Below are 26,160 nucleotides of genomic sequence, written 5' to 3'. Positions count from 1 at the left end.
TCGTGGCAATTGGGCAGTGCGCCACGATAGGCACACTACCTATCGGGCGGCCCGCATGATAGCATTCGCTAATCGAGTGCATAAAAGAATGCTTCGTATTTGTATCGATACACAGCCAGGCGAGAAATGATGTTCGCACCCACCCGGCGCTGCCAGCCATGAGCTTCCCGTTGCGGTTGATGACCGCCGCCCTGGCCTTGTTGGCCGCCATTCTCGCCAGCCTGCAGGTGGGCGCCCACTACGCGCCCCTCTCCCAGGTGTTCGACGCCCTCGGTGGCCACTGCACCAGCCCCGATTGCATCATCATCACCGACGCGCGCTTGCCCCGTACCCTGGCCGGGCTGCTGGCCGGCGCTGCGCTCGGGGTAGCCGGGGCGCTGATGCAGACCCTGACCCGCAACCCCCTGGCCGACCCGGGCATTCTGGGCATCAATGCCGGCGCCAGCTTTGCCCTGGTGGCAGGCATGAGCTGGCTGGGGGTCAATGGCCCTGACCAGTACGTGGTGTGCGCGGTGGTCGGCGCGCTGCTGGCCAACCTGCTGGTGACCCTCAGCGGCTTCACCGGTGGCGGGCGTATCAGCCCCATGCGCCTGACCCTGATGGGCGTGGCCCTGACGGCGGTGCTGGAAGGCATCAGCTCGGGCATTACCCTGCTCAACCCGCTGGTGTTCGACCAGGTCCGCTACTGGCAGGCCGGGTCGCTGGACGTACGCAACCTTGAACTCATCAAGGCTGCCGCGTGGCCGATAGGTCTCGGCGTGCTGCTGGCCCTGGCCCTGAGCCGCGCCCTGGACAGCCTGGGGATGGGCCTGGACATGGCCGCGGCACTCGGCACGCGGGTGTTGCGCACGCAGTTGCTGGGGTTGCTGGCCATTACCCTGCTGTGTGGCTCGGCCACCGCCGCGGTCGGCCCGATCGCCTTCGTGGGCCTGATGATGCCGCACCTGGCGCGCTGGCTGGCGGGCCCCGGCCATGGCCGGCAATTGCCCTTCATTCTGTTGCTGACCCCTGCCCTGCTGTTGCTGGCCGACAGCCTGGGCCGGGTGATCGCCGTCAGCGAAATGCGTGTATCGGTGATGACCGCCTTCATTGGCGCGCCGGTGCTGATTGTCCTTGCCCGGCGCCAACGCCTGGGAGGGCAGTGATGAACACCCTGCGCGAGCACCGCCCAGTCACGACTGCGACCGCGCTGGCCCTGCTGTGCCTGGCGCTGGGTACCTGGGCCCTGGCCAGCGGCAGCCTGACCCTGGGCCTGGGCCAGGTCATGGACGCGTTGCGCGGCGCTGGCCCCCAGGGCACGCAACTGGTCGTGCTGCAATGGCGCCTGCCCAGGGTGGCCACCGCGCTGGTGCTGGGCGCGGCACTGGGGGTCAGCGGTGCGATCTTCCAGTCACTGATGCGCAACCCCCTGGGCAGCCCCGATATCATGGGCTTCAACACGGGCGCCTACAGTGGCGTGCTGGTGGCGCTGGTGCTGTTTCCGGGCAACACGCTGGGGACCGCCTCCGCCGCATTGCTCGGCGGCCTGATCACAGCGCTGGCGGTGTATCGGCTGGCCTGGTGCAATGGCATCAGCACCTTGAGGCTGATCATCGTGGCGCTGGGGGTACGTGCCTTGCTGGTGTCATTCAACACCTGGGTGCTGGTCAATGGCTCGCTGGAAGCCACGTTGTCGGCTGGCCTGTGGAATGCTGGCAGCCTCAACGGCATGACCTGGGCCAAGGCCGTGCCGGCGCTGCTGTGCATTGCCGTGGCACTGGTGGCCAGCCTGGCCCTGAGCCTGCGCCTGCGCCTGCTGGAAATGGGCGATGACACGGCCAGCGCCCTGGGCGTGCCGGTGGAGCGTTCGCGCCTGGTGTTGCTGATGCTGGGCGTGGTGCTCACCGCTGCCGCCACCGCCATTGCCGGGCCCATCAGTTTCGTGGCCCTTGCGGCGCCACAGATCGCCCGGCGCATAAGCCCCAGCCAGCGCCTGGCACTGCCCATGGCGGCGCTCACCGGCGCACTGCTGCTGATGGCCGCCGACCTGGCCGCGCAACGGCTGTTCCTGCCCTATCAACTGCACGTCGGGCTGATCACCGTCAGCCTGGGCGGGCTTTACCTGATTGGCCTTCTGATTCGGGAAACACGCAAGCGATGAGCGCCCTGCCTGTACCTTCGCGCCTGTGGGCCGAGCAATTGACCCTGGGCTACGACGACAAGATCGTCGCCCGCGACCTGTCGGTGCACATTCCCGACGGCGAACTGACGGTGATCATCGGCCCCAACGCCTGCGGCAAGTCGACCTTGCTGCGCACCCTGAGCCGGCTGCTGCAGCCCAGTGCCGGCCAGGTATGGCTGGACGGCCAGGCCATCAGCCGCTACCCCACCAAGGAAGTGGCCCGGTGCCTGAGCCTGCTGCCGCAAAGCTCCACGGCACCGGCTGATATTCTGGTGCGCGACCTGGTGGCGCGCGGTCGTTACCCTCATCAGGGGCTGTTCAGCCGCTGGCATGCCGACGATGAACGCGCCGTGCAGCAAGCCATGACGGCCACCGGGGTAGCCCAGCTGGCGGACAAACCCGTGGACACCCTGTCCGGCGGCCAGCGCCAGCGTGTGTGGATCGCCATGGTGCTGGCCCAGGAAACCCCTTTGGTGCTGATGGACGAGCCCACCACCTGGCTAGACATCGCCCACCAGATCGACCTGCTGGAACTGATGCGCGAGTTGAACCGAGACCGTGGGCACACCCTGGTGGTGGTATTGCACGACCTCAACCATGCGTGTCGCTATGCCACGCACCTGATCGCCATGCGCGACGGCAAGGTACTCGCCAGCGGCGCACCGAAGGACATCGTCACCCCGGCGCTGATTCAGGCCGTGTACGGCCTGGCGTGCGTCATCATCGAAGACCCGGTAGCGGGTACCCCGATGATTGTGCCGGTGGGGCGGTGAAGGTGAAGTCGAGCCCATGAGGCGGTTTCAAGGCGGTCGAGGAACTGGCCCGAAACAGATGTAGGAGCGAGGGGGGCGCCGAGCCCTTGCTCGCGAAGCGCCGCGCGGGCGGCGCACGGTCTCAAGAGCGCTGGAGAAACCCGAGCCCTGCACCTAGCGGCCTTGATACGGTTTCACGCCGGAAAAACAAGGCGGTCGAGGCAATCCCACAGACATAACTGGCCCGAAATAGATGTAGGAGCAGAGCTTGCTCGCGAAGCGCCGCGCGGGCGGCGCACGGTCTCAAGGGCGCTGGAGAAACCCAAGCCATGCACCTGGCGGCCCTGACCCAATCCCCAGCCAAACCAACAAGGCGGTCCAGGCAATGGCACAGACATAACTGGCCCGAAACAGATGTAGGAGCGGGGGGGGGCGCCGAGCCCTTGCTCGCGAAGCGCCGCGCGGGCGGCGCACGGTCTCGAGGGCGCCAGAAGCATCCAGCCATGCACCTGGCGGCCCTAACCCGATCCCAAGCCAAACAAACAAGGCGGTCCAGGCAATGGCACAGGCATAACTGGCCCGAAACAAACGTAGGAGCAGAGCTTGCTCGCGAAGCGCCGCGCGGGCGGCGCACGGTCTCAAGGGCGCTACAACACCATCGACTAGCGCTTGGTGGCCATGATGAGATCTCCGGTGGGGCCCTAAAAGCCTGTCATGAAACCGCATCATGGCCTCTAGGTGCATGGCCCGGGTTTCTCCAGCGCCCTTGAGACCGCGCGCCGCCCGCGCGGCGCTTCGCGAGCAAGCTCTGCTCCTACATCTGTTTCGGGCCAGTTATGTCTGTGGGATTGCCTCGACCGCCCTGTTTTTCCGGCTTGAAACCGTATCAAGGCCGCCAGGTGCATGGCTCAAGGTTTCCAGCGCCCTTGAGACCGTGCGCCGCCCGCGCGGCGCTTCGCGAGCAAGCTCTGCTCCTACGTCTGTTTCGGGCCAGTTATGTCTGGGGGATTGCCTGGACCGCCTTGTTTGTTTGGCTTGGGATCGGGTCAGGGCCGCCAGGTGCATGGCTGGATGCTTCTGGCTCCCTTGAGACCGCGCGCCGCCCGCGCGGCGCTTCGCGAGCAAGCCCGCTCCTACATCTGTTTCGGGCCAGTTATGTCTGTGCCATTGCCTGGTCCGCCTTGTTTTTTCGGCTTGGAACCGTATCAAGGCTGCCAGGTGCATGGCTTCGGTTTCTCCAGCGCCCTTGAGACCGCGCGCCGCCCGCGCGGCGCTTCGCGAGCAAGGGCTCGGCGCCCCCCCCGCTCCTACATCTGTTTCGGGCCAGTTATGTCTGTGCCATTGCCTCGACCACCTGGTTTTTCCACCTTGAAATCTCGTCGCTGCAGCGAAAAGCCCTTTTCTTGAGAAATTTCCTACATCCACCCCACCCTCTGCTCCGCCACCCTCCCGAACTTGCGCCGTTCGTTCAAGCCCGACAGGCCCTGAATCCCCGACCCTGTCCCTTTCCCAAGGAGTTGCCCATGCGCACGTTCTTTGCCTGGCTGTATGCCCCGCTGTTCTTCTTCGGTTTCCTCGCCGCCGGTGTCTGGCTGGTGGCTGACGGCCTGCCAGTGCCGCTGTTGTTGGCGCTGCTGGCCTTTGCCGTCATGGTCTCGACCCTCGCCGAACGCTACCTGCCCTACCACCCCACCTGGAATACCAGCCACCAGGACGAACCCCGCGACCTGGCGCATGCGCTGGTCAACGAGGGCATCAATGGCCTGGGGGTGATCACTATTCCGCTGCTGGCCTGGCTGCTGCCCAGCCCAGGGCTGTGGCCCAGCCACTGGCCATTGTGGCTGCAATTGGCGGTGGCGCTGCCCATCGCGGACCTGGGCATTACCCTGGTGCACTACGCCAGCCACCGCTCGCCCCTGCTGTGGCGCCTGCACAGCGTTCATCACAGCGTGAAACGCATGTATGGCTTCAACGGTTTGATGAAACACCCCCTGCACCAGACGCTGGAAGCGCTGGGCGGCGTGCTGCCGCTGTTGTTGCTGGGGCTGTCGCCCTCGCTGGCGGCGCTGCTGGGGTTCGCGGTGGGGATTCAGTTGCTGCTGCAGCACAGCAACGTCGACATGCGCATCGGCGGGTTGCGCCATGTGTTTGCATGGGCGCCGGTGCACCGCCTGCACCACCTGAAATATGGGCGTGTGGGTGATGTGAACTTCGCGCTCTTCTTCAGCTTCTGGGACCGGCTGCTGGGCACTGCCCTGCATTTGCCAGACTATCGCCTGGGCGATGATGTGGGCATCGGCGACCGGCCGGATTATCCGGTGGGGTATGTGGCGCAGTGCCTGGAGCCGTTCAAGCCCCAGGCGAAAAGCGCACCCGCGACCGTTCCCCATGCACTGACCCTGGCCTTGGAAAACCGCCACCCGTAATGGGGGGGTCCCTGGCCTGAGGTAAAACACTCACCTTTCCTTGCAACAGCACATCGCCAGCCTGCCGCGAACTTCCTGGGCGCCCCCGAGTCGGTATTGATAGCCCATTGCGCCCAGGACTTTACCCTTATGTCCACCCCTCACCCACACCCGCAACCCGAACAGGCCGCGGCGGTACGCACCCTGCGGATCCTGACGGTCAACACCCACAAGGGCTTCAGCCCCTTGAACCGTACATTCGTGCTTCCCGAGCTGCGCGACGCCGTGCGGGCGGTGTCGGCCGACGTGGTGTTCCTGCAGGAAGTGCTGGGCATGCACCGCCTGCACGGCCAGCGCTTCGCCAACTGGTCCGACGTGCCGCAATACGAGTTCCTGGCCGACAGCATGTGGCCGGTGTTCGCCTACGGGCGCAATGCGGTGTACCCGGAAGGTGAGCACGGCAACGCGTTGCTGTCGAAATTCCCCATCCTGCGCCACGAAAACCTGGATGTCAGCGTCAGCGGTACCGAGCAGCGCGGCCTGCTGCATTCGGTGCTGCAGGTACCCGGCCACCGGGAAGTCCATACCATCTGCGTGCACCTGGGCCTGGGCGAACGCCAGCGCCAGCAGCAGTTGCAGTTGCTGTGCGGGCTGCTGGACAGCCTGCCCATCGATGCACCGGTGATTGTCGCCGGCGACTTCAACGACTGGCGCAAGCGCGCCGACGAAGTGCTGGCCGCCTGCGACATGAAGGAAGTGTTCGCCCACACCTACGGCGCCGTGGCCCGCACCTTCCCGGCGCGCCTGCCACTGTTGTGCCTGGACCGTGTGTACCTGCGCAATGCCACCGCCATTACCCCGAAGGTACTGGCGCGCAAACCCTGGTCGCACCTGTCCGACCATGTACCGCTGGCCGTGGAGGTGCGCTTGTGAACGGCCCATGGCGTGAGGACAACGCCGTGCAACTGCTGATCAATGGCGAGGCATTTTTCGACAGCGTGTTCCAGGCCATCGAGATGTCGCGCGAGGAAGTCTTGATCGAGACCTTCATCCTGTTCGAGGACCAGGTCGGCCGGCGTCTGCAGCAGGCCCTGATCGGCGCGGCCCGGCGCGGTGTGCGGGTCGAGGTGTTGGTGGACGGCTACGGCACCGCCGACCTGGGTGCGCAGTTTCTGCGCGAACTGGTGGAAGCCGGCGTTCACTTGCAGGCTTTCGACCCGCGCCCGCGGCTGCTGGGGATGCGCACCAACCTGTTTCGCCGCCTGCATCGCAAGATCGTGGTGGTGGACGGTGAAACCGGTTTTATCGGCGGCATCAACTACAGCGCTGACCACCTGCTGACGTCTGGCCCCATGGCCAAGCAGGATTATGCTGTCAAACTCCAGGGGCCGATCGTCGCCGACCTGCACCAGGCCACCCTGACCCTGCTCGACGACACCAGCCCCCTGCGCCGCCAGGCGCGGCCATGGCTGACCCCGCGCCAGCCACTGACCGCCGACAGCCGCCGGGCACGCCTGCGCCTGTTGATCCGCGATAACCAGGCACACCGAGACGACATCGAGCGCCAGTACCTGCAAGCGATCAACCAGGCCAGCCAGCGCATCATCATTGCCAACGCCTATTTCTTCCCCGGCTACCGCCTGCTGCGCGAGCTGCGCAATGCCGCGCGCCGGGGCGTGGCCGTGACCCTGATTCTGCAGGGCATGCCCGACATGCCGCTGGTGCGGCTGTGTTCGCGCCTGCTGTACAACTACCTGCTGCGCGACGGCGTGCAGATTCGCGAATACACCCAGCGGCCACTGCATGGCAAGGTCGCGGTGGTGGACGAGCAGTGGAGCACCGTGGGCTCCAGCAACCTCGACCCACTGAGCCTGTCGCTGAACCTGGAAGCCAACGTGGTGATCGACGACCGCGACTTCAACCAGCGCTTGCATGACCACCTGACGGAGCTGGCCCAGGGGCACTGCAAGACGGTGACCCTGCAGCGGGTGCTGCGCGGGTACTGGTGGCGGGCGCCGCTGATTTTCCTGACCTTCCACTTTCTGCGGCATTTCCCCGCCCTGGTCGGCATGTTTCCCGCCCATTCACCCAAACTCGCGCCCCTGGGCCCGGTCGTGCCGGAGCCGGTGGAATCGGCACAGGAGGGCCTGTGACCCGCCACCCTACCCTGTGGAAATGGCTACGCCGGGGCTTCAACGCGCTGTTCCTGATTCTGGTGCCGGTGTTGCTGGTGATGCTGTTGCGCAACCTGGATTGGCAGGAAGTGCTGCACGCCCTGCGCGCCTACTCCTGGCCGCTGCTGGTGGGGGGCGCTGGCATCGCGGCGCTCAGCTATCTGGTGTTTGCCAGCTATGACCTGTTGTCGCGCCGCTACACGGGCCATCGGGTGCCTGTCAGCCAGGTGATGACCCTGGCCGTGACCTGTTACGCCTTCAACCTCAACCTCAGCTCGTGGGTCGGCGGCATTGCCCTGCGCTACCGGCTGTATGGCAAGCTGGGCCTGGACGTGCCCACTGTCACCAAGATCCTCAGCCTGGGGCTGGTGACCAATTGGCTGGGTTACCTGCTGGTAGGCGGCGCGCTGTTTGCCGCCGGCCTGCCGGACCTGCCCGACAGCGTCAAGATGGGCCAGGGCGGGCTGCGCCTGATCGGGGCGGCGATGCTGGTGGCCGGGGCGGCTTACCTGCTGGCCTGCGCGTTCGCCAAGCGCCGTACCTGGCACGTGCGCCAGCAGAGCATCACCTTGCCCGGCATACGCCTGGCCGTGGCGCAGGCGTTGCTGGGGGCCGTGAACTGGTCACTCATGGCGGCGCTGATCTTCATACTGTTGCCGGCCAAGGTGGGCTACCCCACGGTGCTGGCGGTGCTGCTGATCAGCAGTATCGCCGGGGTCATCACCCATATTCCCGCGGGGTTGGGTGTGCTGGAAACGGTGTTCATGACGCTGCTGCAGGGCCAATACGGCAAAGGCACATTGATTGCCGCCCTGCTGGCCTACCGGGTGCTGTATTTTCTGTTGCCCTTGCTGGTGGCTTGCGGCCTGTACCTGTACCTGGAAAAACGGGTAGCCAAGGTGGGTACGGTACGGCACCAGGGTATTGCAGATACACCCCATGACGCCTGACGCGGCCTGACGGCCGCTGCTACCCCTGTGCGGGTCACTCGTCCAACAAACTGCGCACCCGCTCCGTCAGCGCCTGCAAGGTAAACGGCTTGACCAGCAGGCGCATGCCCGGCTCCAGTTGCGAGCGCTGCACCAGCACCTGCTCGGCATACCCGGTGATGAACAATACCTTCAGGCCCGGCCGTATGCGCGCTGCGGCATCCGCCACCTGTCGCCCGTTCAGGCCACCCGGCAGGCCGACGTCGGTGATCAGCAGGTCTACTTCGCCGGTCATCTGCAACAGCGCCAGGCCAGAAACGCCGTCACCGGCCTGATGCACCTGGTAACCCATTTCCTCCAGTTGCTCGGCGACCAGCGTACGCAGCGTTACCTCATCGTCGATCAGCACCACGCTTTCCCCCAGCCGGGCCGGGCGCGCCACAGGGTTGGCGTCGGCACTGACCTGGGCCTGCACCAGGCCCAGGTGCCGCGGCAAGTACAGGCGCACGGCCGTGCCCTGCCCCGGTGCCGACTCGATGCGCACCCGCCCTCCCGACTGGCGGGCAAAGCCATAGACCATCGACAGCCCCAGCCCCGTGCCCTGGCCGATAGGCTTGGTGGTGAAGAAGGGGTCGAAGGCCCGCTCGATCACCTCGGGGCTCATGCCGGTGCCCGTGTCGACCACGCTCAGGCACAGGTACTGGCCCGGCGGCAGGTCATCGTCGGCCAGCGCCGGTGCCGGTTGTTCATGGTGGTGAACCTGCAATGCCAGGTGGCCGCCATCCGGCATGGCGTCCCGCGCGTTGATGCACAGGTTGAGCAGCGTGCTTTCCAACTGGTTGGCGTCCACCAGCACGGTCCACACGGCGGCCTGGGGCTGCCAGTCCAGCACCACCGTGGGGCCCAGGGTCTGACGGATCAGGTCACGCAGTTCGTCCACCAGTTGCACCACGTCGGTGGGGCGCGGGTCGAGGGTCTGGCGCCGGGCGAATGCCAACAGCCGGTGGGTCAGCGTCGCCGCGCGCGTGGCGGCGCCATGGGCGGCGTCCAGGTAGCGGTCCAGTTCGCCGAAACGTTGCTGGGCCACGCGCCGGCGCAGCAGTTCCAGGCTGCCGGTGATACCCGTCAGCAGGTTGTTGAAGTCATGCGCCAGGCCACCGGTCAACTGCCCCACTGCTTCCATCTTCTGGCTGTGGCGCAGCAGTTCCTCGGCCTGGCGCAGGGCTTCGGCGCGCTCACGCTCCTGGGTAACGTCACGGCCCACGGCATTGAAGAAGCCGTCGCCGGGCACCGCCGCCCAGTTGATCCAGCGGTAGTCACCCTGGCTGTCGCGCAGCCGGCAATTCATGTCCTGTACCGCTTCCCCCAAGGCCAGCCGCGCCGCCGCGGCCAGCACCGTGCCGCGATCATCGACGTGCACCAGTTCCAACACGCTGTTGCCGCGCAAACGGCCAGGCTGCCAGCCGAGCACTTGCTCCCAGGCGGGGTTGATGGCGACGATCTTCAAGTCCGGTTCGGCGATCAGGATAATGTCCGAAGACAATTCCCATAGGCGATTGCGGTCCGCGGTGCGCTCGGCCACCTGGCGTTCGAAGCTGGCGGCCAACTCGTCGGTCTGGCGCTGGGTAAGAACGCTGCGGGTGGTTTCCACCACCGTGTCGAGAAACCCCACGACCTGCCCATGCTCATTGCGCACCGGACTATAGGAAAACGTGAACCAGGCCTGCTCCGGGTAGCCATTGCGGTCGAGGGTGAGCGGGAAGTCTTCGATGAAGGTCGACTCGCCCGCCAGTGCTCGCGCGGCGATCGGGCCTATGCTGGGCCAGGCATCGCTCCAGATATCACCGAACGAGCGGCCCAGCGCGTGCGGCTTGCGGCCCAGTATCGGCACAAAGGCATCGTTGTAGATGGCCACCATTCCCGGGCCCCAGACCAGGCAGCTGGGAAAGGCGTTGGCCAACACCAGTTGCACCGAGACCCGCAAGGCCTGCGACCACTGATCCATGGGGCCCAGCGCTGTAGCGGCCCAGTCGAACCGCCGCACCTGTTCGCTCATTCCGCCCTGGTCAGGTAGAAAGGCGTATTCCGGCACTTCCTGCATGTGCTCACTCTTGAATTCATTCGCGACGCAGAATAGCCCTTCGGGGCCGTGCTGCGCCAGCGCTGGCGTCAGCGCGCTACCATTGCAGCTTGTAGCCCACCCCGTAGATGGACTGGATCGGGTCCTGGCCGGGTGCTGCCTGCTCCAGCTTGCGCCGCAGGTTCTTGACGTGGCTGTCGACAGTACGGTCAGTGACCACCCGGTGGTCGCTGTACAGGCGGTCGATCAACTGGTCGCGGGAAAACACCCGGCCCGGGTGCTCGTTCAGGGTCTTGAGCAGGCGAAACTCCACCGGCGTGAGGTCCAGCTCCACCTGGTTGAAGCGGGCTTTCCAGGCCTGTTCGTCCAATTGCAAACCGGCCTCGCCCTCAGGGCGTGGCCGGCGCCGCAGGATGGCGCGGGCGCGGGCCACTACTTCCCGCGGGCTGAACGGCTTGCAGATGTAATCGTCGGCGCCCAGGTCCAGGCCGAGCAGGCGGTCGATCTCCTCGACGCGGGCTGTGATCATCATGACTGGCACGTCGCTGAAGGTGCGCAGCTCCCGGCATATCTCCAGGCCGTCGCGGCCCGGCAGCATCAGGTCCAGCAGGATCAGGTCCGGCATAGCGGCGCGCACCGCCGGCAACACCGCCAGGCCATCGCCCAGGCACAGCACTTCATGGCCTGCGGCACACAGGTAGTCACGCAGCAGGGCTGCCAGCTTGGGCTCGTCCTCGACCACCAGGATGCGTGCCGATTTGTCTTCAGTCATCATGCGTTCTCCAGCGGCAATTCAATGGCCAGCCACAGCCCACCCAGGGGCGACGCCTTGGCTTGAAGCGTACCACCGTGGGCCTCGACGATCGCATGGCTGATGGCCAGGCCCAGGCCCGCACCGCCACTGGCACGGTTGCGCGAGGCTTCGCCACGGAAGAAGCGTTCGAACAGGCGGGGCAGGAATTGGGCGCTGACGCCGGGCGCGGTGTCCATGAAGTCCAGGTGCACACGGGCGCCGTCGGTGAGGGCACTGACCCGCAACTGGCCGCCACCATGGGTGTAGCGCAGGCTGTTTTCCAGCAGGTTGTTGAACAGTTGCTGCAGGCGGCCCTGGTCGGCAAACACCCGTATCGGCCCGCGATGGGCGTGCAGGTCCAGACGCAGGTCATGACTGGCGAAGCGTTCACGGAACATGGCCACCGCCTGGTTGAGGGTGTCGACCACATCCACCGACTCCTTGCGGTACGACAGCGCGCCCACGTCGGCCAGGGACAGCTCGTACAGGTCGTTGACCAGCTTGCCGAGCATGCCCACTTCACCCAACAGTGACTGCAGGGAATCGGCGTCCAGCTTGCGCACGCCGTCTTCCAGCGCCTCAAGTTCGCCGCGCAGCACTGACAAGGGTGTGCGCAGCTCATGGGAGACATCGGCCATGAACTCGCGGCGCATGCGCTCATTGCGCTCCAGGGTCCAGGCCAACTGATTGAAGTCCCGCGCCAGTTGCCCGACTTCGTCGTCACTGCTCACCGCCACCCGCTCACTGTAAGTGCCGGCCGCCAAGCGGTGGGTGGCCGCCGCCACCTCCCGCACGGGGCCCAGCAGCCGGCGCGACACCCACCAGACAATCAGCGCCGCCAGGGCCAAGGCCGCGAGCGCGACGATCAGGCCCGACACCAACTGGCCGCGGATGAAGCGCTCGCCGCCGGTCTCGGTGACACTCTGCAACGGCGTGGTGGCCAGCCAGCCCACGGTGCGGCCATCGACCACGATGGGCAGGCGCAGGGCGTCTTCGCTGACATCGGCATAGCCCATCACCGGCTGGTAGTCGGCATCCAGCAGGCTGATACGGAACACCGCGCCGGTCAGGTCAGACACCGGTGTCACGCGCACTTCGTCGTCCACGGTCACGGCATCGGGCCGTATCAGCTGGAACCAGGCGTGGGGGTCATGGCGCACGAACTCCCAACTGCGGTGTTCGCGGTAGGCGGCCACGAAGCGCGGCTGCACATCGCGGGTGCGTTGTTCAGCCAACTCGTTGATGTAACCCAGGAAGCCACGGGTGAAGCTCAAGCCATTGGCAAACGCGGTGGCCAGCATCACCAGGATCAGGGTGCTCATCAGGGCCAGGAACAGTTTGGTCGACAGACGGGTTTTCATGGGGGGCGGTACGCGTGGCGCTAAAGGGTGTATTAACGCGCCGGGCGGGAGGGGGGTGCAAGGTGTGGCGGGGAAAATTCAAGATTGCTGCACATTTGGACGGCCTTGCGCAGGCTCACCTGGGGCAGGGTGTTGGGGATCGAGCGCCGCGCGGGCGGCGCTCGATTTAGAGGGCGCTGGGAAACCGAAGCCAGCCCCCCCTCGCTACATCACGCTTTCAACGAAGCCATGTCGATCACGAAGCGGTACTTCACATCGCCAACGATCATGCGCTCATACGCAGCGTTGATGTTCTGGATATCCAGCATCTCGATGTCGCAGGAAATGCCGTGCTCGGCGCAGAAGTCCAGGACTTCCTGGGTTTCGGCGACACCACCGATCAGCGAGCCGGCCAGTACGCGACGTTGCAGTACCAGGTTGGCAGCGTGCACCGGTGGCGAGATCGGCTCGATCAGGCCAACCAGAATGTGCACGCCGTCGAAGGTCAGGGTCTGCAGGTAGGGGTTGAGGTCGTGCTGCACCGGAATGGTGTCCAGCAGGAAGTCAAAGTGCCCTGCCGCCGCGGCCATCTGCTCGGCATCGGTGGAGACGATGACGTGGTCGGCGCCCTGCTTGCGCGCTTCGCCGGCCTTGGCGGCCGAGCGGGTGAACACGGTCACTTCAGCACCCATGGCCTTGGCCAGCTTGATACCCATGTGGCCCAGGCCACCCATGCCCAGGATGCCAACCTTGTGCCCAGGGCCCACGCCGTGGTGCTTGAGCGGCGAGTAGGTGGTGATACCGGCGCACAGGATAGGCGCGGCAGCGGCCAGGTCCATGCCTTCGGGGATGCGCACCACGAACTCTTCGCGTACCACGATGTGGTCGGAGTAACCGCCCATGGTGTTGGTACCGTCGATACGGTCGGGCGTGGCGTAGGTCATGGTCGGGCCTTCCTGGCAGTACTGCTCCAGGTCCTTGCGGCAGGCGGCGCATTGCTGGCACGAGTCGACCATGCAGCCCACGCCCACCAGGTCACCGACCTTGTAGTTGCGCACGGCGGGGCCAACGGCGGTGACCTTGCCGACGATCTCGTGGCCTGGCATCAGCGGGTACACCGCGATGCCCCATTCGTTGCGGGCCTGGTGGATGTCGGAGTGGCACACGCCGCAGTACAGGATGTCGATGCTGACGTCGTTGGCGCGCGGGTCGCGGCGCTCGAAGGCCAGGGGGGCCAGGGGCGAAGTGGGGGTCAGTGCGGCGTAACCCAGAGCTTTGGACATGCGGTACCTCATTGGTTGAAACAGGGCCTGAGCCCGTAAAGCGGCGGCATTTTCCGGGTTTGGGGCCCTGGCGGCCATGGGAAATCCTGCGCGATGCATGCCTATTCCTCCGACGGTCGCCAACGCCGGGCAGAAATTTGCGATCATGGCCGCCTGATACGTTTGCCTCACGGAATTCTTCATGTCCCCCACTTGCCACCTGGACGCCAATGCGCGTCTGGTGTCCCTGCTCGAACCCCTGGCCCACAGCGATGGCTTCCTGCCTACCGCCATCGACGGCCTGCGCGTGGTCAGTTCCCACGGCACCTCCGCGCGCTGCCCGCAGATCTACGACCCCAGCCTGATGATCATTGCCCAGGGCAGCAAGATCGCCTACCTGGGCGACCGCTCGCTGGAATACGGCGCCGGGCATTACCTGGTACAGGCCCTGCCAGTGCCCTTCCAATACGAAACCTTTGCTACCCAAGCGTTGCCGCTGCTGGGGGTGAGCATCCCCATCGACCGCCTGGTGCTGGGTGAGCTGGTGCTGGCCATGGGGCCTGGCGACCATCAACCGCAGACGCCCTCCTCCATGGTCAGCGCCGAGTTGGACGAAGACATGCGCTGCTCCGTGGAGCGGCTGCTGGAGTGCCTGCACGACCCGCAATGCTGTCGGATCCTGGGCCCCTCGCGGCTGCGCGAAGTGCTGTTCGCCGCCTTGCGCGGCCCCCAGGGCAACGTGCTGCGGGCATTGGTGGAACAACAAAGCCACTTCGCCCGCATCGCCGGCGCCCTGACCTGGTTGCACAGCCATTACGCCCAACCTTTGCAAGTGGATGAATTGGCGCGCCGCGCGAACATGAGTGCCTCGACCTTTCACGAGCACTTCAAGCGCGCCACCCTGGCATCGCCCATTCAGTACCTGAAGCAGCTGCGGCTGATCAAGGCACAATCGATGCTGGTGGCCGAGGGGTTGAGTGTCAGCCAGGTGGCACACCGGGTCGGTTACCAGAGCAGCTCCCAGTTCAGCCGCGAGTACAAGCGCTATTTCGCCCGCAGCCCGGCCCAGGAACGCCTGCCGCGGGAAGCGAGCCTGGTGTCGTAGAGACGACCGGTAGCTGGAAAAAGGCAGGTATCCGAGAAAACAAGCTGCCGTATCGCACAAAGCCTGAGGAAGCGGACTACAAAACCGCGCCAAAGGCCCCCCTATAGTGAAGCTCTCGATTACAGGCTCACAAGGACGTGCACATGCCTCTTATCTCTTTCACTGCCGATGGCTTGCGAGCATTGCTGGCCGCGTTCATCATCGGCCTGCTTCCGGTGGTCAGCGGGCTGCTGGTGCTGCGCTGGCAGGTCGACCGCAACCTGCGTGACGAAGTGCGGCATACCACCGCCGAAGCCATTCGCCAACTGGACCTGATCATCGCCCAGGCCGGCCAGAGCGCCGAGCGGCTGCTGCCTTTGGCGGGCAAGCCGTGCAATAGCGTTCTGCAACGGGTGCGCCAGGAAGTCACCATCGAGCCCTTCGTGCGCTCAGCCAACCTGGTGCGCAACAACCAGGCCTACTGCAGTTCGTATTACGGTGCTTACCAGCGGCCGGTCAGCGAACAGGAGTACTTCAACGGGCACCTGCTGCTGCGCGCCAGCAACCCCGTCACGCCGGATGAAGCTTCACTGGTGTACCGCGTGTACAACCACCCGCATGGGGTACGCACGGTCGTCGATGGCCGCACGCTGGCGAGCGCGCTGCGCTTGATCGAAGGCGATATGGTGTTGGTGCTGCAGGTGGGTGAGGCCTTCCTGTGGAGTGACGGCAGCGTGCGGGGTGGCGATATTCCCGACCACCCCGAGCATCACACCTTGCTGACGTCCAAGGAATTCGGCTACCAGGTACACGGCGGCTTCGGCACCGGCTACAGCTTGGCCTACCTGAAGCGGCAGGCCCTCGCCACGCTGGGCGGGCTGTTGCTGCTGGGGGTCGCCACCGGTGGCATCTGCCATTGGCTGTACCGCCGCCGCAAGACCTGAACACCGTGGTGCGAACGCCACGGGGTAGCGCGGGTCAGACTTGACTGGTATCGGTGTTCAGCACCCCGCGCTGAACCTGATCACGCTCGATCGACTCGAACAGCGCCTTGAAGTTGCCTTCACCGAAGCCGTCGTCGCCCTTGCGCTGAATGAACTCGAAGAACACCGGCCCCATGAGCGTCTGGGAAAAGATCTGCAGCAACAGACGCGGGTCACCGGCCTGGGTTGAACCATCGAGCAGGATGCCCCGGGCGCGCAGTTCCTCCACCGGTTCACCATGGCCCGGCACGCGCCCCTCCAGCATCTGGTAATAGGTGTCGGGCGGCGCGGTCATGAAGCGCATGCCGATGGCCTTGAGTGCGTCCCAGGTCTTGACCAGGTCGTCGGTGAGGAACGCCACGTGCTGGATGCCTTCACCGTTGAACTGCATCAGGAACTCCTCGATCTGCCCCGCGCCCCTGGACGACTCCTCGTTGAGCGGAATGCGGATCATGCCATCCGGCGCGGTCATGGCCTTGGAGGTCAGGCCGGTGTATTCGCCCTTGATGTCGAAGTAGCGGATTTCACGGAAGTTGAACAGCTTCTCGTAGAACCCGGCCCAGTAGGCCATGCGCCCCCGGTAGACGTTGTGGGTCAGGTGGTCGATGATCTTCAGGCCCGCCCCCACCGGGTTGCGGTCAACCCCGTGCAGCCAGTTGAAGTCGATGTCATAGATGGAACTGCCCTCGCCGAACCGGTCGATGAGGTACAGCGGCGCGCCACCGATGCCTTTGATGGCGGGCAGGTTGAGCTCCATGGGGCCGGTGGGAATTTCCACCGGCTGCGCACCACGCTCCAGGGCCAGGGCGTAGGCCTTGTGGGCATTGGCCACGCGAAACGCCATGCCGCACACGGACGGGCCGTGCTCGGCGGCGAAATACGAGGCCAGGCTGTGGGGTTCGTTATTGAGGATCAGGTTGATGCCACCCTGGCGGTACAGGTGCACATCCTTGGAACGGTGCTCCGCGACCTTGGTAAAGCCCATGATCTGAAAGATCGGCTCCAGGGTATTGGGCGTAGGCGAGGCGAACTCGATGAATTCGAAGCCCATGAGGCCCATGGGATTGTCAAAGATATCGGCCATGATTGGCTCCTTGGCAGTGCATGAATGAAACGAAATGTCGTTCGGTCAAGCGCTTGCCAAAGGGGGTGCGCAGGAAATACCGCGCACGCTGCGAGCGAGAAAGTCGCCCATGATCAGTTTGAACCCGAGTCGCTTCATTATGGACCCTTTCCCCGCCGGATTATTCTTGTATGCGTAAACTGATTCTACAACGCGTAATTGCTTTTGTCCTCCCCTGCTTCTCCATTCACCGGCGTCGCGCATTGTGTCGGGAAGTACCGGGCAAATCGGCGAATCTTGCCTATGGTTGAAGCTGACGCGTCCACAACAGGTGCCTTGCCATGGAAATCGAAACGCTTTTTGCCGACCTGCACAGCCTGCCCAGCATCCCCAAGGTGGCCCAGGACCTGATCCATCAGTTCGACAGTCCATCCACCAGCCTGGAAAGCGTGGCTCGCAATATCGAGAAAGACCCGGTGATCGCCGCCAAGATCCTGCGGCTGGCCAACTCCGCGCGTTTTCGCGGCGCCCGTGAGTCGGCGAGCATCGAGGACGCGGCGCTGCGCCTGGGCTTCAATACCTTGCGCACCCTGGTATTGGCCTCGGCCGTGACCGGCGCGTTCAAGGCCAGCGCCAATTTCGACCTCAAGGGCTTTTGGCTCAAGAGCTTCCAGGTGGCCGGCATCTGCCGGCTGCTGGCCAAGCAAGCCGGCGCCGACGCCGAAACCGCCTTCACCTGCGGGGTCATGCACAACATCGGCGAGCTGCTGATCCAGACCGGCGCGCCCATGGTCGCGGCGCAGATCAACCACGCCCACAAGGCCGGCAACGCGGGGCGGGCGGCCAGTGAAACCTTGCACCTGGGCTTTGGTTACCCGGAAGTGGGCGCCGAGCTGGCGCGCCGCTGGCAGTTGCCCAGGTCCATCCAGGACGCCATTGCCTTTCAGGCGCGACCTGTGCAGGCACCGCCGCCCGGTGAGTTGCCCCGCCTGGTGGCCCAGGCGATCGCCATCTCCGATGCCCTGCAGGCCAGCGACGGCGACACCGAGGCTGCCCGCGAGACAGTCAGTGGGCCCTTGCTCGAAGGCGTCGACCTGGAGGCCCTGTTCACCGCCCTGCCGGCGGTGCTGGAAGCGGACAAGGCGTTTGCCGAGTTGTTGACCTGAGCCAGGGTCCGCAGGCTGCCTGCCCCTGTGGGGCAGGAGCGCGCAGGCCTTACCGTCAACGACGGAATGTTTTGCGCAACCGGCAGTCAGAGATCCTGTAGACCTCAATCACCGGGAGTACAGGATGAAGATCACGACATGGACCGCGATGGCGGTTATTGTGGCCAGTCTGAGTGGCGCGGCAGGGTTGGCCCAGGCTGCCGAGCAGGCCGAACCGACGGTGCAGATCCCTGGTACCGATTCGGGCCAGTTCAAGGAAGGCGACAAGATTCCCGACCATTACCGCCGCCCCAACGAAGAGGTCAAGGACTGGAAACGTCATGGCCTGAGCGCCCCCGAAGAAGGCAAGAGCCACTGGATTCTCGTCAACCACCGTTATGTGCTGGTGCAACTGAGCAACAGCGTCATCGAGAAGATCGTTCCCGCGAAGAAATGATCGGCCATGCCCCGTTCACGGCCCAGTGCCGTGAACCCGGGCTTTTTGCCAGGCAACAAAAAACCCGCCGAAGCGGGTTTTCTTCAAGACCATCCAACTCCTTGTCGGCAGCCCTCCGGGCCAATGGTCGATCGTCCTTGATCCCACTGCACTCCTGTGCAGCAGTTGATGGATCCAATTGTAGGGATCCCATCAGGGTAGGTCTAGAGGAGATTCCCGCCAGCGCGTGTAAGCATTTACTTACAACGCAGGGAGTCCTGAATAGGATTGGACGCTAACGATTCACTTCCTTAACCTTGCCGGCCTGTCTGACGCCAAGGTTCAAGCCCCCCATGTCTTCCGTGCTCAACGTGCTGTTGCCCATTTTCGCCCTGATCCTGGTCGGGTTCGTGTGCCGACGCACCCACCGCCTGGGGCCCACCGCCGCCTCGGAAATCAACCGCATGGTGGTATGGCTGTGCCTGCCCGCGCTGTTGTTCACCTCCACGGCCACCGCTACCTGGGAACAGATCTGGCATCCCGGGTTCGTCGCCACTTTCACGCTGGGCACCTTGGCGATGTTTGTACTGACCCTGGCCCTGCGCTGGAAAAAGGCCGGGCACTTGGCCGATGCCAGCATCGATGCCCTCAGTGCCTCATACGCCAACACCGGCTATATCGGCATTCCGCTGTGCGTCATGGTGCTGGGCAGCGGCGGCCTGGAACCGGCGTTGATCGCTTCGCTGCTGGTGGTGTGCGTGCTGTTCGGGCTGGCCCTGGTGTGCATCGAAGTCGGGTTGCAGAGCGAGGCACAGGTGCACCGCATCGTGTTCAAGGTGCTGGTAGCGCTGGCAAAGAACCCGCTGGTGATTTCGCCGATCCTGGGCGCCTGCTGGGCCATGACCGGCGCCCCCCTGCCCGCCCCCGCCAGCAAGTTTCTGGGCCTGCTGGGGGCGGCCACCACGCCGTGCGCGCTGATCTCCCTGGGCCTGTTTCTGGCACAGAAACAGCAAGGTCCCCGTGAAGGGACCTCGCTGCTGGTGCTGATCAAGTTGGTGGCTCACCCGGTGCTGACCTGGTTCCTGGCCTACAAGGTGTTTCACCTGCCGCCGCTCTGGGCCCACTCGGCGCTGCTGCTCAGCGCCCTGCCCACGGGCACCGGGCCGTTCATGCTGGCCGAGTACTACAAGCGCGAAGCCTCGGTAGTCTCCAGCACTATCCTGGTCTCCACCCTGGGGTCACTGGTGACCCTGTCGGTGTGCCTGTACGTGATCAACAACTGAGGCCCATTCAAGCGCGCAGGGCTAGCGCCACCGACTCAGCCACTGGCGTGGTGGCGCGGCCGATCAATTTGCTCAGCACCTTGCTGTCATCGAACAGCGCGCCCTTGGCGGCCGCGGCGTCGGAGTTGGCCAGCAGTTCGGCCACCGGCTTCGGCAGGCCCACCTGAATCAACGCCTCCTTGTACTCGGCCTCCGGGAGGTCCTTGTAAGGCACTTGCTTGCCGGCCTGCCGGGCTATTTCGGCGGCCAGTTCCGCGAGGGTGTAGCTGCTGTCGCCGGCCAGTTCGTAGGTCTTGCCCTCGTGACCTTGGCCGGCCAGCACCACGGCCGCGGCTTCAGCGTAATCGGCACGGGCCGCCGATGAAATGCGGCCCTCCCCGGCGGCGCCCAGCAAGGCACCGTGAGCCACCGCACTTGGTACGCCCCCGGTGTAGTTCTCGTTGTACCAGCCATTGCGCAGCAGCACATGGGGCACGCCGCTGGCGGCCAGCGCCTGCTCGGTCTGTACATGCTCGGCGGCCAGGCCCAGGGCCGAACCGGTGGCGTGCAGCACGCTGGTGTACGCCAGCAGTTGGACGCCCGCCTCCTTGGCCGCTTTGATCACATGCCGATGCTGGGTGGCGCGCTGGCCCAGTTCGTTGGACGAAATCAGCAGCAACTTGTCGACACCCTCCAACCCGATGACCATGGCTTCTGGCTGGGTATAGTTGAAGTCGCGCACCTGCACGCCATCCTTCTCAAGGTCAGCGGCTTTTTCAGGGTGGCGGGCCAGGGCAATGATCTGGTCGGCCTTCACACCGTTCTTGAGCAAGGCGGCGATCACCAGACGGCCCAACTGACCTGTAGCACCGGTTACTGCAAACATGATGTTTTTCCTTGATGGGATGGAAGAGCAATCACCTTATAGCCTAAACTAACTAAAAGTAAGTACGCACAAAAAGGTAAGTATTCATGACCCCGCCCCACGATTCGTTCCAGGCCCAGGCGCGCCGCGGCGAGCTGATGCACGCCGACTGCCCTTCCCGGGAAGTACTCAAGCATGTCACCAGCCGCTGGGGCGTACTGGTGTTGGTGATTCTATCGGACGGCATGCACCGCTTCAGCGACCTGCGGCGCAAGATCGGCGGGGTCAGCGAGAAGATGCTGGCGCAGACGCTGCAGGGGCTCGAAGGGGATGGGTTGGTGCTGCGCACCTCGTTGCCGGTGGTGCCACCCCATGTGGAGTACCGCCTGACGCCCTGGGGGGAGGAAGCGGCGGCGCTGGTGGGCGGGCTGGCGGACTGGATCGAGCGGACGCTGCCGCAGATCATGGCCTACCGCGAGGCCAATGCCGAGGCCTTGGCGGACTGACCCGGGCATGGAAGGATTGCTCAACCCCCTCTGGGACCGGGCGAAGCTCGGGAACGGGGCACCGCGCAGGGCCTGAGCCAGCCGGGTGATCGTTTCCCGAGCTTCGCCCGGCCCCACAGGGGGGTTGGGTTGCATCGGCGGTCAGAGGGCTGGACAGGCCCAGCCATTGGCAGCACGCGCAATCTGCGTGGCCAGTTGCCCGATTGCTTTCTGATGCGCCAGCACCAGTTCGTCCATGCTCACGCCCGATGGTTCGCGGATCACGCTGCCACAGGTCAGGCTGCGACGCTTCTGGCCATCGCTGCGCTGGCTGAGGCTCCACACCACATCGATCAAGGCATACTGGCCGGGCAGCGAATCAAAACGGCGCACGTCGGTCTGCAGCGACACCACCGGCTTGTCGGTGGCCTTGGGCAGCCCTGCCAGGTCGCGGGTACCCAGCTTCTGCTCCAGTTGCCCGGCCAGGGCGTCGTGGAATTCGTCGGCCAGCGGCGCGCCCCAGCGTTCGGTTTCGAGAATGGCCAGGCCACCGCCACTCTGGCGTACCACCAGCTGCGGCTGGTCAACCTGCACCGGCATGCGCACGCTCAGCATTTCGAACTGAAAGCCTGGCGCCGTGACGGCTGCGGCGTGTTGTGGCGCCGTGGGCACCAGGGTGTAGTAATGCGTTGGCGCCGAGCTGCAGGCCGCCAGGCCCAGGGTGGCCAGCAGGGCCAGGGAACGTAGTGTCATGGCGGTCATTCCTGATCAGTTTCACGAGAAGTCGACGACGTCGGCTGGTAAGCGTCCGGCTTGCCGTCCTTGAGGCGGCCACGGATCAGCGCTTCCGGGTGGCGGCCCAGGAAATCGGTGAGCACGCGCACCGAACGCGCCGTGCGCTGCACTTCGTCCAGGGCCTGGCCCAGTTGCTGGCGCTGCGGCGAGTCTTCAGCGAAGCTGTCGCCGGCGTTGGCCAGGGTTTTCTTGGTCTGCGCCAGGGTGTCACGCATTTCCGGCAGCACCTGGCCGTTGACGTTTTCCAGCGTCTTGTTCAACTGGCCCAGGCTGCCATTGAGGTTGTCGGCAATCTGGTCGATAGGGATCTTGCTGAGCTTGTCGACGAAGGCCTGCATCTGCTCCTGCAGCTTGTCCAGGCTGCCTGGCACGGTGGGGATCATCATCGGCCGCGCGTTCTGGTCGAACGCCACGGTCTTGGCGTTGGCCACGAAGTTCATGGAAATGTACAACTGCCCGGTCAGCAGGTTGGCACTGCGGGCCTGGGCACGCAGGCCATGGCGCACGAACTGGCCCATCAACTGGGCGCCCTTGGCATCGTCTTCACCGCCCATCTGCGCCAGCAGCTTGTCGTGGGCCTTGCCCAGGCGGTTGGGGTAGATCACCGCGCCGATCACCGTGGGGAAGGTTTCGCTCTTGGCGTCGTAGTCCAGGTCAACCGACACCACCTTGCCCACGTTCACGCCCAGGAATTCCACCGGGGCGTTCACCGCCAGGCCGCGCAAGGACTGGTCGAAACGCATCTGCACATAACGCGCCTCGCCGTCGGGCGGCGCCAGCGCGGTTTCCTGGTCGTCGAACAGGGTGAACTGGGCGTTCTCGTCCGCCAGGGCCTTGTCGGCGGTGTAGTTGGGTTCGATGAAGGCGATACCGCCCGACAGAATCGAGGCCACCGACTGGGTGTTCACCTTCAGGCCGTTGGCGCCCAGGCTCACGTCCACGCCGCTGGCGTTCCAGAAGCGGCTGTCCTTTTTCACGTATTGATCGTTGGGAGCATTGATGAAGACGTCGATGTCGACGCCCTTGCCGTCATCGGCCAGCTTGTAGGAGACCACCTGCCCCACCTGGATACGGCGGTAATACACCGCCGAGCCGATGTCCAGCGAGCCCAGGTCCGCGGTGTGCAGGGTAAAGCGCTTGCCCTTCTGGCCATAGGTGATGGCCGGCGGGTTTTCCAGGCCGACGAAGTTTTTCTCGGTGTCCTTCGCCTCGCCCGGGTCGGCGCCAATGAAGGCACCGGACAGCAAGGTATCGACCCCGGACACGCCACCAGCGCCAATGCGCGGGCGCACTACCCAGAAGCGGGCGTCGCGGGCGGTGAAGGCCTTCGCCGACTGGTCCAGCTCGATGGTGGCGTCGATGTGCCCGCGGTCTTCACTGAGGGCGATGGCGGTGACCTTGCCGATCACCACGTTCTTGTACTTGACCTGGGTCTTGTTGGCCTCCAGGCCTTCGGCCGTCAGGAAGCTGACCACGATCTGCGGGCCGGCCGACAGGGCCTTGTGCACCACCATCGACAGGCCGATCAAGGCGGCCACGATCGGCACCAGCCAGACCAGCGAGACGTTGAAACGTCGGCGCCGGACTTCAGGGCTCGAAGGCGTGAGGGTGGAACTTGGGTGATCAGACATCTTCAACCTCTGCATCCCAGATAAGCCGGGGATCAAAACTCATGGCAGCCAACATCGTCAGTACCACAACCAAACCAAAAAACAGGATACCCAGCCGCGGCTCGATGCTGCTCAGCGAGCGGAATTGCACCAGCGCCGCCACCAGCGCCACCACCAGCACGTCGAGCATCGACCAGTAGCCGATGATCTCGATCAGCCGGTACAGCTTCGAACGCTCGCGCATGGCCCACTGGCTGCGCCGCTGGCAGGTGATGAGCAAAGTGCCGAGCACGGCGAACTTCAGGCACGGCACCGCCACGCTGGCGATGAAGATCAGCAGGGCGATGTCCCAGGAGCCACTGCTCCAGAATTCCATGACACCGCTCATGATGGTGTTTTCACTGCCACTGCCGAACATGTTGGTGAACATCACCGGTAGCAGATTAGCGGGTATGTAGAAAATCAGGCTGGCGATCAGGAACGCCCAGGTACGCCCCAGGCTTTCCGGCTTGCGGCGGTGCACCACCGAATCACAGCGCGGGCATTCATGGGTGCCCAGGGGGCACGCCTGGCCGCAGGTATGGCACAGCACCAGGTTCAGGTCACGGGCATAAGGTGGCAGGCTCACGGGATCACGCCCTCCAGGTCATGCCACAGGCGGCGGATGCCCTTGCCGGAGATCAGGATGATCAGCACCGTGAGCATCGCCAGGGCCCAGAGCCCCAGCCCCGGGTGCACATCGAGCATGCCGCCCAGTTTGACGATGGCCACCAGAATACCCAGCAGGCACACCTCGAGCATGCTCCAGGGGCGCAGGTGCTCCAGGGCACGCATGCACGCCTTGAACCCGGGCGCGGCGGTGCCGGCCACGGCGAAGCTGAGCACCCAGCACAGCAAAATGATCTGCAGCATGGGCGCGAGGATGATGGTCAACCCGGCGACGGCGGCGATCACGCTGATGCGCCCCTGGGCCAGGGCCTCGACCGACTGCCACAGGGTCGCTTCGTTGCTCAGGCCTTGCAGGCTGATGGAGATGACCGGGAAGGCGTTGGCGAAGCAGAAGACGATGGCCGCGCAGATGGACAGTGCCAGCAGTTGCTGGGCAGTCATGTGCCCACCGCGGCCGATCACGGCCCCGCAGCGCAGGCAAAAGGCTTTCTGCCCGCGGACCAGCGGCGTGGGCTGGTAAACGGAGTCGCAATGCTCGCAGATGATCAGGTCGGGAGTGTCCATGTGGCTCGTTGCAGCGGGTGGGAGCGGCATTTTCCTTTGAATGGCAGCGCCGCGTCTAGTTCAGCTTAGGATACACAGGTAATCAGCTTGGATAGCAGGGGAAAGGATGCCGTGGCGTACTGCGGTACCGAGGCAATCCCACAGACATGCCTGGCCCGAAACAACCGTGGGAGCGAGGGGGGGCGCCGAGCTCTTGCTCGCGAAGCGCCGCGCGGGCGGCGCTCGATCTTGAGGGCGCCACACAACCATCGACTAGCGCTGGGTGGCCATGATGACATCGGCGAAGGGCCCTGAAGGCCAGGCATGAAACCGCCTCAGGGCTCGGGTCTTCTACCGCTGCTTGAGCCGGTCGATGATCACCGCGATCAGCAGGATGGTGCCGCGAATGACGTACTGGTAGAAGGTGTCGATGTTTTTCAGGTTCATGGCGTTCTCGATGATCGCCAGAATCAGCACGCCCGCGATCACGTGGCGGATCATGCCGATGCCGCCGCTCAACGACACCCCGCCCAGTACGCAGGCGGAAATCACCGTCAGTTCGAAACCCTGGCCGACCATGGGTTGCCCGGAGGTCATGCGCGAGGCCAGCACCACGCCGGCCAGCGCGCCGACGAGGCCGTGCACGGCGAAAATGATGATCTTGGTGCGGTCCACGTGCACGCCGGCCAGGCGCGCGGCTTCCTGGTTGCCGCCGATGGCCATGGTGTCGCGCCCGTAGGTGGTGTAATTGAGCAGCCAGCCAAAGAAGATGAAGCACACGATGGTGATCAGGATCGGTACCGGCACGCCCATCACCTGGCCATTGCCGAACACATAGAACCCTTCATCCATCACCCCCACCGCCTTGCCGTTGGAGAAGATGTAGGCCAGGCCGCGCACTATCTGCATGGTCGCCAGCGTCGCGATCAACGCGTTGATGCGCAGCTTGGCGATGACGATGCCATTGATCAGCCCGACGAGCAGGCCCATGCCCAGGGCCGCGGATACCCCCAGGAAAACGCTGTTGGTGTCGCGCATCACCACCGCGGCAATGACCCCGGCGCAAGCGATCACCGAACCGACCGACAGGTCGAAATGCCCGGAGGCCAGGCAGTAGAGCATGGTGCAGGCCGCGATGCCGGTAGTCGAAATCGCCAGCCCCAGCCCGCGCATGTTCATGGGCGAGAGGAAGTTGTCGATCACCAGTGTGCACAACAGGAAGATGCCCAGGGCCGCCAGGAGCATGGCCCACTCATCAAGAAAACGCCGCATGTTCAATCCTTGCCGCGGAGCGTGCAGGGTTGTGGGAGTGGTCATAAGCACC

24 protein-coding genes are annotated in these 26,160 nt (G+C 64.8%); 13 read left to right on the top strand and 11 right to left on the bottom strand.

Annotation, left to right across the window (positions count from 1 at the left end; genetic code table 11):
* Positions 1–158 precede the first annotated feature (158 nt).
* The 7 genes from fepD (at position 159) to QBK88_RS20670 (ending at position 8,442) form a co-directional block, all read left to right on the top strand.
* Positions 159–1,145: a Fe(3+)-siderophore ABC transporter permease gene (fepD, locus tag QBK88_RS20700; protein ID WP_268142852.1), complete on the top strand. Its 987-nt coding sequence runs from the start codon at positions 159–161 to the stop codon at positions 1,143–1,145.
* Positions 1,145–2,140: an iron-enterobactin ABC transporter permease gene (fepG, locus tag QBK88_RS20695; protein WP_277963513.1), complete on the top strand. Its 996-nt coding sequence runs from the start codon at positions 1,145–1,147 to the stop codon at positions 2,138–2,140. Before fepD ends, fepG begins: the two co-directional genes overlap by 1 nt.
* Positions 2,137–2,934, top strand: a complete 798-nt coding sequence (locus tag QBK88_RS20690; protein WP_277963512.1) for an ATP-binding cassette domain-containing protein — start codon at positions 2,137–2,139, stop codon at positions 2,932–2,934. Before fepG ends, QBK88_RS20690 begins: the two co-directional genes overlap by 4 nt.
* A 1,502-nt stretch (positions 2,935–4,436) precedes the next feature.
* Complete coding sequence (locus QBK88_RS20685; RefSeq protein ID WP_277963511.1) at positions 4,437–5,339, top strand: sterol desaturase family protein; 903 nt, start codon at positions 4,437–4,439, stop codon at positions 5,337–5,339.
* A 129-nt stretch (positions 5,340–5,468) separates the two neighbouring features.
* Positions 5,469–6,251, top strand: a complete 783-nt coding sequence (locus QBK88_RS20680) for an endonuclease/exonuclease/phosphatase family protein (RefSeq protein WP_277963510.1) — start codon at positions 5,469–5,471, stop codon at positions 6,249–6,251.
* Complete coding sequence (clsB, locus tag QBK88_RS20675) at positions 6,248–7,471, top strand: cardiolipin synthase ClsB (RefSeq protein ID WP_277963509.1); 1,224 nt, start codon at positions 6,248–6,250, stop codon at positions 7,469–7,471. Before QBK88_RS20680 ends, clsB begins: the two co-directional genes overlap by 4 nt.
* Positions 7,468–8,442 (top strand): lysylphosphatidylglycerol synthase domain-containing protein, encoded by a 975-nt coding sequence (locus QBK88_RS20670; protein ID WP_277963508.1) that lies wholly within the window; start codon positions 7,468–7,470, stop codon positions 8,440–8,442. Before clsB ends, QBK88_RS20670 begins: the two co-directional genes overlap by 4 nt.
* Before the next feature lie 34 nt (positions 8,443–8,476).
* Here QBK88_RS20670 and QBK88_RS20665 read toward each other — a convergent pair whose 3' ends face one another.
* The 4 genes from QBK88_RS20665 to QBK88_RS20650 all read right to left on the bottom strand — a co-directional run bounded on the left by QBK88_RS20665 (position 8,477) and on the right by QBK88_RS20650 (position 13,917).
* Positions 8,477–10,522, bottom strand: coding sequence for an ATP-binding protein (locus tag QBK88_RS20665; protein ID WP_277963507.1), 2,046 nt, complete (start codon positions 10,520–10,522; stop codon positions 8,477–8,479).
* Positions 10,523–10,598: 76 nt separating this feature from the next.
* Entirely contained in the window at positions 10,599–11,273 is a 675-nt protein-coding gene (locus QBK88_RS20660; protein WP_277963552.1) for a response regulator, read from the bottom strand.
* Positions 11,273–12,655 (bottom strand): ATP-binding protein, encoded by a 1,383-nt coding sequence (locus tag QBK88_RS20655; RefSeq protein WP_277963506.1) that lies wholly within the window; start codon positions 12,653–12,655, stop codon positions 11,273–11,275. Before QBK88_RS20655 ends, QBK88_RS20660 begins: the two co-directional genes overlap by 1 nt.
* A gap of 209 nt (positions 12,656–12,864) precedes the next feature.
* The gene (locus tag QBK88_RS20650; protein WP_268142865.1) at positions 12,865–13,917 is read right to left on the bottom strand and encodes an NAD(P)-dependent alcohol dehydrogenase; all 1,053 of its coding nucleotides are present in this window, start codon (positions 13,915–13,917) and stop codon (positions 12,865–12,867) included.
* 181 nt (positions 13,918–14,098) lie between these two features.
* On the opposite strand from QBK88_RS20650, the gene QBK88_RS20645 reads away from it, so the two are divergent.
* The gene (locus QBK88_RS20645; protein ID WP_277963505.1) at positions 14,099–15,001 is read left to right on the top strand and encodes an AraC family transcriptional regulator; all 903 of its coding nucleotides are present in this window, start codon (positions 14,099–14,101) and stop codon (positions 14,999–15,001) included.
* A gap of 143 nt (positions 15,002–15,144) precedes the next feature.
* Positions 15,145–15,924 (top strand): CSS-motif domain-containing protein, encoded by a 780-nt coding sequence (locus QBK88_RS20640; RefSeq protein WP_277963504.1) that lies wholly within the window; start codon positions 15,145–15,147, stop codon positions 15,922–15,924.
* A gap of 34 nt (positions 15,925–15,958) precedes the next feature.
* Here QBK88_RS20640 and hppD read toward each other — a convergent pair whose 3' ends face one another.
* Positions 15,959–17,047 (bottom strand): 4-hydroxyphenylpyruvate dioxygenase, encoded by a 1,089-nt coding sequence (gene hppD, locus QBK88_RS20635; protein WP_277963503.1) that lies wholly within the window; start codon positions 17,045–17,047, stop codon positions 15,959–15,961.
* A 320-nt stretch (positions 17,048–17,367) separates the two neighbouring features.
* Here hppD and QBK88_RS20630 point away from each other — a divergent pair, with 320 nt between their 5' ends.
* The 3 genes from QBK88_RS20630 (at position 17,368) to QBK88_RS20620 (ending at position 19,890) form a co-directional block, all read left to right on the top strand.
* Positions 17,368–18,192 (top strand): HDOD domain-containing protein, encoded by an 825-nt coding sequence (locus QBK88_RS20630; protein WP_268142871.1) that lies wholly within the window; start codon positions 17,368–17,370, stop codon positions 18,190–18,192.
* A gap of 124 nt (positions 18,193–18,316) precedes the next feature.
* Positions 18,317–18,628 (top strand): RcnB family protein, encoded by a 312-nt coding sequence (locus QBK88_RS20625; protein WP_268142873.1) that lies wholly within the window; start codon positions 18,317–18,319, stop codon positions 18,626–18,628.
* 332 nt (positions 18,629–18,960) lie between these two features.
* A complete protein-coding gene (locus QBK88_RS20620; protein WP_277963502.1) occupies positions 18,961–19,890 on the top strand; it encodes an AEC family transporter in 930 nt (309 codons plus the stop codon).
* Between the two features lie 7 nt (positions 19,891–19,897).
* Here the strand turns inward: QBK88_RS20620 and QBK88_RS20615 are convergent, their stop codons facing one another.
* Positions 19,898–20,755, bottom strand: coding sequence for an SDR family oxidoreductase (locus QBK88_RS20615; RefSeq protein ID WP_277963501.1), 858 nt, complete (start codon positions 20,753–20,755; stop codon positions 19,898–19,900).
* A gap of 86 nt (positions 20,756–20,841) precedes the next feature.
* Here QBK88_RS20615 and QBK88_RS20610 point away from each other — a divergent pair, with 86 nt between their 5' ends.
* A complete protein-coding gene (locus QBK88_RS20610; RefSeq protein ID WP_277963500.1) occupies positions 20,842–21,240 on the top strand; it encodes a winged helix-turn-helix transcriptional regulator in 399 nt (132 codons plus the stop codon).
* A gap of 141 nt (positions 21,241–21,381) precedes the next feature.
* Here QBK88_RS20610 and QBK88_RS20605 read toward each other — a convergent pair whose 3' ends face one another.
* The 5 genes from QBK88_RS20605 to araH form a co-directional block, all read right to left on the bottom strand.
* Complete coding sequence (locus tag QBK88_RS20605; protein ID WP_277963499.1) at positions 21,382–21,972, bottom strand: PqiC family protein; 591 nt, start codon at positions 21,970–21,972, stop codon at positions 21,382–21,384.
* A 5-nt stretch (positions 21,973–21,977) separates the two neighbouring features.
* Positions 21,978–23,645 (bottom strand): MlaD family protein, encoded by a 1,668-nt coding sequence (locus QBK88_RS20600; protein WP_277963498.1) that lies wholly within the window; start codon positions 23,643–23,645, stop codon positions 21,978–21,980.
* On the bottom strand, positions 23,638–24,252 hold the full coding sequence (locus tag QBK88_RS20595) for a paraquat-inducible protein A (RefSeq protein ID WP_268142883.1): 615 nt from the start codon (positions 24,250–24,252) through the stop codon (positions 23,638–23,640). Before QBK88_RS20595 ends, QBK88_RS20600 begins: the two co-directional genes overlap by 8 nt.
* Positions 24,249–24,857, bottom strand: a complete 609-nt coding sequence (locus tag QBK88_RS20590; protein WP_268142884.1) for a paraquat-inducible protein A — start codon at positions 24,855–24,857, stop codon at positions 24,249–24,251. The genes QBK88_RS20595 and QBK88_RS20590 overlap by 4 nt, the downstream gene beginning before the upstream one ends.
* 330 nt (positions 24,858–25,187) lie before the next feature.
* Positions 25,188–26,153, bottom strand: coding sequence for an L-arabinose ABC transporter permease AraH (araH, locus tag QBK88_RS20585; protein ID WP_277963497.1), 966 nt, complete (start codon positions 26,151–26,153; stop codon positions 25,188–25,190).
* Between the last annotated feature and the right edge of the window lie 7 nt (positions 26,154–26,160).

The sequence above is a fragment of the Pseudomonas sp. RIT-To-2 genome (genome assembly GCF_029623465.1).
Lineage (GTDB): Bacteria > Pseudomonadota > Gammaproteobacteria > Pseudomonadales > Pseudomonadaceae > Aquipseudomonas > Aquipseudomonas silvicola.
Note: the sequence above shows the minus strand (reverse complement) of the source record. Positions and strands in the feature narration are given on the sequence as shown.